Source organism: Pedobacter xixiisoli (assembly GCF_900215335.1).
Classification (GTDB): Bacteria; Bacteroidota; Bacteroidia; order Sphingobacteriales; family Sphingobacteriaceae; genus Pedobacter; species Pedobacter xixiisoli.
In genome coordinates this window covers 625,354-637,736 of the sequence record NZ_OCMT01000001.1, presented here as the reverse complement: position 1 = coordinate 637,736, position 12,383 = coordinate 625,354, and the positions used below count along the sequence as shown (strand labels likewise).

At 36.3% G+C, this 12,383-nt stretch carries 5 protein-coding genes; 1 reads left to right on the top strand and 4 read right to left on the bottom strand.

Translation table 11 applies throughout. The features are described from left to right. The first annotated feature begins 13 nt into the window (after window positions 1–13). Window positions 14–2,554: an NACHT domain-containing protein gene (locus CRO54_RS02575; RefSeq protein ID WP_097128351.1), complete on the top strand. Its 2,541-nt coding sequence runs from the start codon at window positions 14–16 to the stop codon at window positions 2,552–2,554. On the opposite strand, the gene CRO54_RS02570 is transcribed toward CRO54_RS02575, so the two are convergent. The 4 genes from CRO54_RS02570 to CRO54_RS02555 form a co-directional block, all read right to left on the bottom strand. Further along, entirely contained in the window at window positions 2,555–5,014 is a 2,460-nt protein-coding gene (locus CRO54_RS02570) for a glycoside hydrolase family 95 protein (protein ID WP_097128349.1), read from the bottom strand. A gap of 6 nt (window positions 5,015–5,020) precedes the next feature. Further along, window positions 5,021–6,670 carry a glycoside hydrolase family 28 protein gene (locus CRO54_RS02565; RefSeq protein ID WP_097128347.1) on the bottom strand — a complete coding sequence of 550 codons (1,650 nt, stop codon included), beginning with the start codon at window positions 6,668–6,670 and terminating at the stop codon, window positions 5,021–5,023. Window positions 6,671–6,704: 34 nt separating this feature from the next. Continuing rightward, a complete protein-coding gene (locus tag CRO54_RS02560; RefSeq protein ID WP_097129873.1) occupies window positions 6,705–7,670 on the bottom strand; it encodes a pectinesterase family protein in 966 nt (321 codons plus the stop codon). Window positions 7,671–7,944: 274 nt separating this feature from the next. Beyond that, on the bottom strand, window positions 7,945–12,315 hold the full coding sequence (locus CRO54_RS02555) for a hybrid sensor histidine kinase/response regulator transcription factor (RefSeq protein ID WP_097128344.1): 4,371 nt from the start codon (window positions 12,313–12,315) through the stop codon (window positions 7,945–7,947). Window positions 12,316–12,383: the final 68 nt, after the last annotated feature.

Genomic DNA, 12,383 nt, shown 5'->3' with positions numbered 1-12,383 from the left:
CACCAACTCTCTCATGCCGCAAACTATTATCTTAGATAAAATAAGGCGACTCATACTCCTAAAAACGGGGATAAAATCCATCAGTCCTTCTGATTGTAGATTTATCTCTATTTCCATACAAAAAGAAATTACTAAAAACATAAGTGAAACCACAATAAAGCGCCTTTTTGGCTTCGCAGAAGTAAAAAACAGGTTCTCAAAATACACTGTAAATGCGCTATTAGACTACGTCGAAAAAAGCGGAAACTACGAATTGGTAGAAAAGGAGCTACTCCACATATCTAACATCAACGATAAGTTTTCCAATATTCAGCTTAATGCAATCAATATTACGCTCAGCACATTAAAAAGCGTAAAAAACCGTAGTTCGGTGCCGTATCATTTTACGCATCCCAGGGCATTTGCAAAGTTAGATTTCGAATATTTCTACAACAGTAAATACAGTTTTACGGCTTTTATATCTCAAGCTGGATATGGAAAAAGCATTTTACTAAGCCACCTTGTTCAAAGTTTGTTCATTGATAACGATGCTAAGCATAAGGTCGATACCATTCTTTTTATAAATGCTCGTGATGTATTTGATGACCAAAATGAATACTCAAATATTGAAGATCGAATCAAATCTAAAATAGGTCTTAATCAACGCACCAACCTCATCGAATATTTTAAAGATAGATACGAGAGAAATGGTTCTAAATTAGTTATAGTTATAGATAGTTTTTCTGATTTAATAACAAATAGAGACTCAAAACCAATCGTTTATGACAAACTAATTAACCTTATTTCGCTTATTGAAGATGAAAAATTCGTAAAAATTGTTTTAGGAATGCGTTCTACCATGTGGAGCCGTTTCTACGACAAGATAAAAAACATACCGTTCATCAAGAAAAAGTGGTTTCAAGGAACCTACTTCAACATCAAACATCATTCTAACATTCCGCCTTTAGCTAACGATGAAATAGATATCATTTTAAAAAAGATTGAACCCGACCGAAAAGAGCAGATCAACTCAGCATTAAAAGCACAGCTTAAGTATCCGTTTTATATACAGTGGTATTATTTGCTCAAAGAAGAATTCCCAAGATTTGATTCGTTTACCAATATTGTTTTTTTTGAAATTGTAGACCGTTTCATACACGATAAAATCTATAATACTTCTTATGCAACAGAAAAAACGCTATTCTGCAAAAAGATAGTAACCCTCAGCAATCATGGAAAAGGTAGGAAATCGGTTTACAAAAGTGAATTGATAGCTGACCTTTCTAATTTCAAAAATGCCTACAGAGAATTATTGGCAGAAGGTATTTTGGTTGAAGAAAAGCAAGAATTGGATGGGTTTGTGGTGGATTTGGTGAGATTTGTACATCCACACTTATTTGAATATTTTCTATTTGTAGAGTTATTGAACTGCTCTAATAATCAAATGGATGAAGCTTTTTTTGAAAACATTAATTTAAATTATGCTGGAAATCCAAATAGGTACCAAATTCTACAGTGGTCGGCCAGGTTACTGATTATCAAAAGTGATTTTGGTGCTTTAAAACATCTATTGAAATTAAACCTCAGCAATTATGAAAAAACCTACCTTATTTACTTCATTGCCGAGAATTTAAATTACCGACAACACAAACAACCATCAGTTGCTGCATATTTAGAAGAAGACGAGTTGCACCACATGATGATGGAAAATATCATTCATTTTGATTTTGCTGATTCTTGCTACAAAGAAGCCATTTGTTCATTATTATCAATTTCCAAAAACGATAAATTTTCATTTCTGTACTTGGTTATTCTTTCCACTTTTGATTCTTTCAGCTTTTATAAAGAGCAATTAAAAACTCGACTAAAAGCAATGGAAAAATTTGCCAATGAGGGAAATAACTGGTTGATTAATCCTTATGAATTATTGAAGTGTCTTTACAGTACTTTAGCGGGAGAAGAATATAAAAATGAAGCTTTATTAGCAAATATTGAAGCTTTTAAGGAAGGCGATATAAGTGTACCTAAAAACGAAAATGGGCTTCCAGGCTACAGGGAAATGTTATCTTTCGTTTTGTTGAGGACTTACAATACATTTCATGGAGATTCGCATGAAGCCCAACGAATGCTAGATGCAATGGTAGGTTATTACCCAAAAATGACGGTATCAGAAAGTGTGAGTTCTGCCTATTTATTTAGTATGATGGCATTTTTAAGATCGCTCACCAAACTACCTTATTCTTCTGGTCTATCTGAAAAAATTAGATTAAAAATATTTGAGATTAACTCTATAGGCAACTCTACGCCTTACATACAAACAGTTTATCTAGCTTCCAGAGCCATTGAAAGCAAGAACGAAAAGGACTACCAAACTGCAATTGCCTACGCAGAGAAATGTATTGAAGTGTTTAAACGTAACCGTTTAACGCTACAGGAAATCCTGATGTATAATCTTTTAATCCATTTAAATGACGAGACAGGAAACGAAGAGAAGAAGGACGAATATGTACACCACAAGCTAACGCTAATTGATAAGCGAAATGTACATGGTTCTGTCTTTCATAAACTAAAGTAGTTAAAATTTAAGCTCGTAACTAAGGCCTGCTTTTGTTTGGAAATCGTACAACACTGTTTCCTTTAAAGTAGGTTTCGTTAATACTGCTTTTTCGTTCACTAGCGGTTTTGTTATTTTAGCAACCTCGTAAAACGGATTTTTGTTAGCACCTTTGGCTATTGAAATATTACTGTTTGTAGGTTTTTGCCCGGTATTTATTCTTATTCTACAGTTGCCTCCCAAATTTGATTTGATTTTCAAACTACTAATCCTACCTGCTTTCCAAGCTACATCGATTAAAAAACCACCTCTAGCGTTTAATCCTTTTACCTCTCCATCTTTCCATTCGCTAGGTAATGCAGGTAGTATCTCTATACTTCCATCTTGACTTTGTATCAGCATTTCGGCAATACCAGCGGTACAACCAAAATTCCCATCTATTTGAAATGGCGGATGCGCATCGAACAAATTTGGATAAGTTCCTCCACCCTGTCCGGTCTGAATTTCTGGAGAAACATGAGTAAGCTGGCTTTTTATCAACTGATAAGCATGATCGCCATCTTTCATTCGAGCCCAAAAATTTACTTTCCAACCCATACTCCATCCGGTAGATACATCACCTCTGGTTAGCAAAGTTTGGTTAGCCGCCGCAAATAGCTCTGGATTACGATAAGGAGAAATCTGGTTAGCTGGATGTAAACCGTACAGGTGCGAAATGTGCCTATGCCTGTCATTCTTTCTATCCCAATCATTTATCCATTCTTGCAATTGACCATATTGACCAATTTGCATAGGTGGTAGTTTAGCTCTAAAACTTCGCAATGTATCAGCGAATTTCAAATCTATATTTAATGCTTTTGCAGCTTGTATGGTATGTGAAAACAGCTCGAAAACAATTTGGTTATCCATCGTTGTGCCATAAGTAAGCGATACGCCATTACCAGCAGCATCTGTCATGTATTTATTTTCGGGGCTCATTGATGGCGACACTACCAGCCAGCCATTTTTAGGTTCTACCTGCAAAGCATCTACATAATAAGTTGCAGCACCTTTCAATATCGGATAGTATTCCTTTAAAAACTCCTTATCGCCAGTAAACAAGAAATGCTCCCACAAATGTCGAGTTAACCAAGCGCCACCCATTGGCCACATTCCATAAAAACCACCATCTACAGGGCCGTTGATACGCCATAAATCTGTATTATGATGCGTTACCCAACCTCTGGCATTGTATAACTTTTTAGCACTTTCTTTTCCGGTAAGGGATAGTTCTTTTACCATCTTAAATAACGGATTCCCCAACTCCGAAAGCCCTGTAATTTCACTTGGCCAGTAGTTCATTTCTGTATTAATATTGATGGTATACTTACTATCCCAAGCTGGTTTTAATTTATCGTTCCATTTACCTTGCAAATTGGTGGGTTGCCCGTTGGGCTGCGAACCTGCAATCATCAAATAACGTCCAAATTGAAAATAGAGCGCAATAAATTGCGGGTCGTATTTTTGATTGAAAACTTTGAGTCTTTCGTCGGTTGGCAATTTAGCCTGCTCGCTTTCACCTAAATTCAATGTAGTTCTATCGAAATATTTCTTGTAAGCGGCAACATGTTTATTCAACAGCGTTTGAAAATCTAGCTTAGAACTTTGGTTTATAACTGACATTGCTTTTTCATGTGCATCGCCAGAAACATCCCGATAACTTTTAAAGTTAGTGCCTATCGAAATGTAAATAGTGGCTTCGGTGGCATTGCTCACTTGTACTTCGGTTGTTGTATACTTCACACTTCCACCAACTGTTGATACTTTGGCAAGTGCTTCAAATTCTATTGCGGGTTCTAGTTCTTCGGCTTTAGCAGGCTTGCCTTTTAGGCTAATTAAACCATTACTTATGCTAATTTTCTTATTGGCGTGAACGGAATTTAAACTTGCATTAAAAGTGAGCGCATTTGGTTTACTGGCTTTTAAATGTACCGCAATTAAGTTATCTGTTAAAGATGCGATGGTTCTGCGAGTGTATTTTATGCCATCAATTTCATAGCTTACTGTTGTAGTAGCATTGCTGATATTTAAATCTCTATAATAATTAGTAGCTGTTTGATGACCGGGAAATTGCAACCATAAATCGCCCGCCGGCTGATAGCTCATCCCATTCTGTACAGCTTTGATTTTCTCTTTAGACAAGGATTGTGCTTCTGCATACTTTCCCTCGAAAAGCATTTTACGTAGTTGAGTAATTGTACTTGCATGCTCATCCACTACATTATTATGTGGCTTTCCTGTCCAAATGGTTTCTTCATTTAGTTGAAGTTGCTCTAACGATGGATTTCCGAAAACCATAGCTGCTAAGCTGCCATTTCCAATCGGCAAAGCTTCGTTCCAAGTGCTAGCAGGCTGTTTATACCAAATTTTATAATCAGATTGTTGCGCCTTCACAAACTGAACCAGCAACAATAACACGATTAACTTTAACGCAAATTTCATTCTAAATTATTTAAAAGTGACAGCCGAAGTTTTAGCTCCATTTTCAGATTTAACTCTTTGTTTGGCAACTTTAATATCTGTATTGCTCAATTTAACTTCTGATGTTCGTTCGCCGTTTACGAGCAAAAGCAAATCAGAATTTGTACTGTACAAAAGGCCATCTAATTTGATATTCCGGCTATTTTCTACATAAACAACAGGCTTTGTTTCTGTTGAAATAGCGGTGATATTTTTCAAATCAATGTTTTCTGCTTCTATAATTTCAATCGCCTTTTGGCTTTTCAAATGCACATCAGTAATTGATATGTTTTTGATGCTCATTTCTGGCAATCCTCTTACAAAAATACCCTTTTTAGCACCGTTACAAACCACATTGCTGATGTAAAAATTCTGAAATCGAGGTGTTTCTACCGAAACTTTTGGAGCAACCACCTTCTCCCCTTTTGCTGGAGGTTTAGTATAATAATACATATCAAAGTAGATGGCTTCATCTACAATATCCTTCATAAAAATGTTTCTGATGTAGATATTCTCTACTACTCCACCCCTGCCGCGAGCAGTTTTAAAACGTAAACCTTTATCAGTTCCCATGAAACTACAATCGGAAATGAAGATATTTCTTGCTCCGCCACTCATTTCGCTACCAATAACAAAACCTCCGTGGCCTTTGTAAACAAAGCTGTTTTTTATCACCACATTTTCTGTTGGCATACCTCGTTTTCTGCCTTCTTCATCCTTACCAGATTTAATACAGATCCCATCATCACCAACGTCAAAAGTACAACCGTCTATCAGTACATTTTTGCAGGATTCCAAATCCAAACCATCTCCATTTTGTGCATAATCTGGATTTTTAACGGTTACGTTTTTCAACGTCAAATCTTCACTCATTAGCAAATGCAAACCCCATGCTGGCGAGTTTTGAAAAGTTACTCCTTCTATTAATACCTTTTTACAATGGGTTAAATTCACCAAAGTGGGGCGCAAGAAATCTTTTACCTCATTATAAAATATGTTGGTTTTATCTGAAGTAATTAATCCAGGTTCTTTCATAGCATGGGCTTTTTTTGTCTTCTCAGATGGATACCAAGTCCTGCCATCATCACTTAGCAAACCTCCGCTGGCTAGTTTTGCCTTCCATTCTGGTTCGGTTAATGCATCTTTCTTTACCATGCGCCACACATCGCCGTTGCCATCTATAACGCCTTGGCCAGTAATGGCTATATTGCTCAAGTTAGTTCCCGAGACCGGAGATTGATTTCTCATTTGTGGCTTACCTTCGTAATTGCCTTTTACTAATGGAAATTGGTTAAAATCATCGGTAAAAAACAAAATTGCACTACGACTAACATGTAAATTCACGTTGTTTTGCAGAACTATTGGTCCCGTTAACCAAAGTCCAGCCGGCACAAAAACTACACCTCCTCCCTTTCTACTGCAGGCTAAAATAGCATCATTAATGTATTTGGTATTTAAGGTTTGTCCATTGGGTTTAGCACCGTATTGAGTAATATTTACCGTATCTGTTTTAAAAGTTGGTAATGCTGCTGTTGGGAGATTGTCCCAAGAATATTTCTGTTGATTTTTTTGTGCGTACAAGTTTGATGCTGATAAAGCAATTATCCCTGCAAACAACAAATTTATTGCCGTTCTCATCATATATTTGGTTATTTAACACTTAAAAGGGAATTTATTTTTTAGGTTCCCAATCTTTAAAGATGGCTTTTAGTGTGTACAATTTTGCTTCGGTAGCTGTTAACTGCCTAGACCAAGCTACCCGCTCATCTGGTTTAAAACCTTCGCCTTTATTTTGATATTCTGCATAAAATGCAGTTTGTTCGTTAGTAACTTTGCCCCAATTGTGCCAGCCCAATTTCCTTATTAGCGCAGGCATTTCTGTATTGATGAAAACTACCTTCGCAAATGGTCGCCATGGTCTTCCCAAATACACCGAATTTTCTGGCGCTATCCCCGTAATCTTGCTATTTAAAAATACGTAGCCATAATCTTGTCCTTCGGGGGTTGAAGCAGCTGTAATGTAACCACCTCTTTTGCAGAAAATTTCACATTGCTCAAAAACTGCCACAGCTGCACCAAAAATAAAATCTACCGTACCTTCGATATAGCAATTATAAAAATATTGTCGACTGGTATTGCCAAAAGTGTAAACAGTATCCTGCGAACCTAGAAATCTGCAATTTTTAAAAGTTACTTTATCGCCGCCAACCGCCACAGCCACCGCCTGCCCTACTGGGCCAGAAGAATTTTCGAAAGTGATATTGCTTGCAATGAAATTATCGCATTCTATGGAAACTGTGTATGAACCAAAAGTGCCAATATCTTTCCCATTTACATCCTTTTTAGAAGCATAATCGTCGTAAGTGATGATGGTTTTATTTACATCTTCTCCAATCAGAGCGATGTTAGTTTTCAGCTTACCGAAAACCAATTTCTCTTTGTAATTGCCATTTTTAATGTAAATGATAATTGCCTTTTGATTATTATCGGGAACCGAAGCAAGGGCTTCTTTAATGGTTTTATAATTACCACTACCATCTTGCGACACCACAATTCGACCTACTTTTGCCGAAAGTGAGAAACCATTTAAAAGTATAAAAAAAAGACAAAAAAATATGTTATAGTTTAATCTATTCATCAAAAACATTAAAAATTTAAAAGAATTGCCCGCTTGCTACGGGCAAATTCTATAACCAAATTAATAACCATTATTGTATGTTTGAACAACTTGGCATCTCCATACCAATTAGTCCAGAATGGTATATTAAACTCTTAATTCATTAAACAATTTTGGATATAAACAGACCCCATTTAGTAACCAATGCTATTCAAAAGTATTGGTAAAGGAAATTTAAGTAGTTTAAAAACTGATAAAATGGGTTTAAAATTTGGTCAGACAAAAATTTTCGAGGTCATTTCCTACGCTGCCTGATACTTTTTAAATACTCACTTGGAGTTTGATTGTATTTACTTCTAAAACAAGTACTGAAATATTTAGGATTACTGAAACCTATGGCATAGGCGACTGTAGAAATATTTTCTTCGCCAGCATCGAATATTTCCTTTGCCTTTCTAAGTCGTAAGTCTCTTACAAATTCTACTGGAGCCAAATCGGTTAAGCTTTTCAGTTTTTTAAAGAATGCGGAACGAGACATTGCCATGGCATCGGCTACGTAGTCAATATTAAACTCTTCATCATCTAATTTCCCTTCCACAATGTGGATGATTTTTTCTAAAAACTCCTTATCATAAGCTGTAATAAAGGATTCTTTAACTTCTTCTTCTTCTGCTACTTCACCAGCTATCAGAGATTGTGCAAATTGCCTCCTCCTGTTTAAAATATTGGTCATTGCTACTTGTAGCAATTCCATTTTAATTGGTTTGGTCAGGTAATAATCTGCACCATATTTCAACCCTTCAATTTGGCTTTCTATCGAATGTTTTGCCGTTAACAGAATCACTGGTATATGACTAGTTGTAGGGTCGGTTTTCAATTGGTCTAACATTTCTACACCATCCATTTCGGGCATCATAATATCCGAGAGAATAAGGTCTGGAATCAATTCTTTAGCCTTTTGCAAACCTATTAGGCCATTATTTGCACTTTCTACCTTGTAGTATTCGGTTAGCTTATTGGTCAGAAAACTCCTCAAATCATGGTTATCCTCAACTACTAAAACTGTAGGCAAAACTTTGCTTTCTACTTCAAATACTTCCTTAACTTCGATCTCACTTTTTGGTTCTACATCATATTGAACAGGTGAATCAAATCCGTCTTCGAAAACGTGAACATTTTCTGCGTTAAAATGCGAATTACCGGATTTCAGTTCGATGCTGATACGCAGCCCTTTTGGAGAATGGTTAGCGGCAGTAATTTTCCCTTCATGAAGTTCTACCAGTTCTTTAGACAAGGCTAAGCCTATCCCAGTTCCTTTAACGTTTTTTCCATTTGAGCTACCACCTTCATAATATAATTTAAAGATATCATCTAGCTCAGCATGTTTAACGCCGGGCCCTTCGTCAATTACATCTATTTTAATACAACCATCAACCTCCACTATATTAATCTGGATATTTGAATGCGCTGGAGAAAACTTAATTGCATTGGCCAATACATTATAGATAATGATTTCCAGTTTTTCGGCGTCGCCCCAAAGCAATAACTGACGCTCATTATTAATTAACACGTTGATATTCTTTTGTGCAAGGCCATCTTTAAAATATAGTAGAATTTCCTCTACGAAACTATACACGTTAATCTCCGTAATTTTTAAGGTAGCTTTTCCACTTTGCACCTTTCTCAAATCTAGCACCTGATTAACCAATTTTACCATTCTGCTAGCATTTTTCACTACAATGCTCATATATTCTTTACCTTTCGGCGTAAGATTTTCGTTCTGTAACACTTCCTCACTTGGGTTCATAATTAGTGTTAACGGCGTACGAAGTTCATGAGAAATTTGGGTAAAGAAATTCAATTTCAATTCTGCCAGACGTTTTTCTACTTCAACACTTTGTCTTAGTTTCAGCACTGTAATTACTACTCTGCGTATCGCGACAAAAATAGCTGTTAGTAAAATTAGATAGGCTAGATAAGCCCACCATGTTTTCCAAAATGGAGGTAAAATGGTTATTGGTATGGATTTGAACGGTAGTTGATCGTAAAGTTCATCGTTTAAGCTTCGAACTTCAAAAACGTAATCGCCTGGTGGCAAATTGGTGTAAGTAGCTCTACGCTGGCCATCAGTATTTCGCCAAACATCATCAAAACCTTTTAAGCGGTAAGAGAAATTTTGCTTATCAACTGAACGGTAGTCTAAAACTGCGAATTCGATACTAATTCCATTCTGATTGTGTTCTAGTTCTAGTTCATTGAGGTTATTAATATCCGCTTTAAGTGCAGAACTCTCTCCAGGAACCAAGTCTTCGCTGTTAATCTGCAAATTCGTAAATGCCATTTTTGCAGGAACTTTGGTGGCTTTTACGTTTTCGGGGTTGAAACTTAAATAGCCAAATGTGGTTCCGAAGACAAAGTCGCCATTTTTATTTACTGTAGATGAGGCTTCTGAAAGAGTAGCATCATGAATGCCGTCATTATGGTTAAAATTTTGAAACTTTTTGTTATTAACATCAAATTTCGAAATTCCATTTTGCGTTGCCAACCACAGATTTCCCTGTTTATCTTCTAAGCAGCCCAACAGACAATCGCTTGGCAAGCCATTTTTAGTAGAATAATTAATAAAGGTCAAAGCTTTTGTAGGGTCATTGCCCTCTGCTAAATTTAAACCTCCCGCAGAAGTTAATACCCACATTCTATTCTTGGAATCCTTGAATATGTACTGTACATCATCGCCACCTAAACTGTTGATGTTGCCCAGCTCTTTTTTATAAACTTTAAAGGTGTAATTTTCAGATTTACCAGCTGGATTAAAAACTAAAAGTCCTCCAGTAGTTCCAATCCAAATTCTCCCTTTAGCATCTTCCGCCAAATGGCGTATTCTAATAAAATTCCCCTTCGGATATTTTAAAATAGCATTATAAATGGTTTTATAACTGACTTTTCCTTTTTCTTCCACAATTTGAACCAAGCCATCCCCAAAGGTTCCAGCCCATAATCTTCGTTGGTTATCTTCCAATAAGCTGTAAATAGACCTACGCGGTTTACCTTCAGTTGGCCCGCTGTAATCGAGAGCAAACTCGGTAAAATGGTATTTGCTGTGTATTGCATCAACTGGCTGGGCTTTCATCAATCCACTGGGTTTGGTTCCCAACCACACATTACCTTTCCAATCTTCGGTAATACTGTACACGCCCGCATGCTTTTCGGGCTGGTTAAGGAAGATATTGGCAATTCTTTTATTGTCTTTAGTGATGTGAAGTTGCCCATCTTTGGTACCCAACCAAAGCCTATTATTTCTATCCGAATAAATACCACGCACTTCATTTTCAGAACGTAACGTGCTTAAAGGTTTAGGAACGAATTGCGTAAAATTACTTTCTTGAAATACGATTTTCTCCACGCCATCAAATCCCGACCCCATCCACATTACTCCAGATGGGTCATAAAAGCACCTGATGATGTTATTGGAAAGTTCCTTACTTGCCGCTTCCGAACGATTAGAAAATACTTTTAAACTTTTAGTGCTTTTATCGTAGAAAAGTAAGCCTTTTTCTTTTAGGTTGATCCAAACTGTTCCATTTTTATCTTGAAAAATGGTAGAATTCCAGATTTTTGGTTTGAAAGGATAATTGCCTCGATGCAATAAATATGATAATTGTTTGGTAGCTATGTCAAACTTTACTATACCGTAGTTTTGAGATTCTATCCATAAGGTACCATCTGCGTCTTCGAAAGCTGCAAAAAGAGCAGAATCATCAGTCATTTTAGCTAGGTACTCAATGCTCCCCGTGTTGCTTACGGCTATTAATTCGCCCTTGGCTGTGGTGCAATATACCTTATCATATTTTTTAGAATACCAAGCATAATGAATAGCAGAACTGGTGACCTGAAAGCTTTTAAACGCTAAGGTTGTTTTATCTATCCCGAAAAGAATACCCTTTTGGTTAGTTATCCAATACTTGGTATTTCCTTCTACAACTGAAGAAATTGTTTCATTTTTTAATGTAGAAGGAATGTTTTTAGGTTCATATCCTTTGTTTCTGTTTGGTAAAAAAACACGCAAACCTTTGTTTGTTCCAATCCATACTTTCTTATTTTCATCAATCTTGAAACTTGTAATATTGTTACTTGGCAAACGTAGATTAGCACTTGCAGAAAACTTAATTAAACTTGGATTAGCGCTCGAAGAATTATTGACCAAGAAAATTCCAGCGTTATCTGTTTCCAGCCAAATGGTGTTGTTGTCCACCAGTAGCATTTTCGTAAAAACTACATTCTTAACAGCTTCCTGCTTCAATAAATCAGATAGTGCGCTAAATACTCCCAGCTTTTTATCAAATCTATAAACTTGCGAATCGTAAGCTTTTATCCATAAATCTCCAGTTGTTTTATCCTCTACTATATCATCTATTCGGTTATTTTTTAATGGAGAATGGTCTCCCGGATAAGACTTAAAAATGGAAAAGCGATAACCATCGAAACGACTAATACCTACCCAAGTACCGAACCACATAAAACCATCTCTATCTTTAATAATTGTGGTGATACGGTTATCTGAAAGACCATTAGCAGTAGTGTAACGTACATGTTTTGTATTATTTTGTGCATAAGCTGCAAAACTTAGCAAGTACAAAAACATGAATAAACAAAGCCTGCTGTACATTCTGAGGTAAAGAATTTTACTGGTTACATATTTGGTTAAAGAGGCAAAAAATGCCTTTTGCTATGGAT